At 47.4% G+C, this 677-nt stretch carries 1 pseudogene; it reads right to left on the bottom strand.

The window, feature by feature from the left end:
• Nucleotides 1-353 precede the first annotated feature (353 nt).
• Nucleotides 354-677: pseudogene (locus AC1DLB_RS31420) on the bottom strand (hypothetical protein); the annotation flags it as partial.

Below are 677 nucleotides of genomic sequence, written 5' to 3'. Positions count from 1 at the left end.
GCATCGCTTCACCTGTTTTGTTTTTTGGCAGTGAGTGAGCTGGACTATAGACCTGGACGCAGAGAAATCTCAATATATAAATATCATTCCCACATTATGGGATTTACAAATATAGCTAGATTTTCTTCGCCAAAGCTCTGCAACTCGGCCTCACCCACCGCGTGGGTTAGACCGCCGAGATTGCTGATTTCAGTCAGGGGTATACGTACTGGAAATCGGCCTTCGATGAGGGAAAGGCCGGGGTTTTCAAGATCACCGTGAGGCAGGCACTTGATGGTTTGATGAGCGGTAACTGGGAAGCGAGTGTGCAGTAAGGCTGCTTGCTTTCTGACAAGAAGCCTAACCGTTCGCTATTACTCTTTAGCAGCTGCCTTCAACAGATCTGCTGTCGGCACGCGCATAACATTTGAGAAGTATGTTTTGTAACGAGTGGTATGAACTCTGAACGTGCACAACATGAACTCACGCTTATCGAGAATCTCACGCAGTGCTTGACCGGTGAGAATAGTCTCTTTCCCTTGCAGTTCCTCAGCCTCGCGGAAGAGGATCATTGAAATATAATGCTCACCTGAAGAGTCTTTCACAAATTCGACAGTCCCTCTTCCAGAGCGTTTTATGTAATGCCCGACGGAAAAGTCAAGATCATCTTCCAGCGCACATACCAATCCCTCACCGAT

It is taken from the genome of Pseudomonas sp. 05N434 (genome assembly GCF_056396965.1).
The sequence above is the reverse complement of the archived record's forward strand: the minus strand, read 5'-3'. Positions and strand labels throughout refer to the sequence as shown.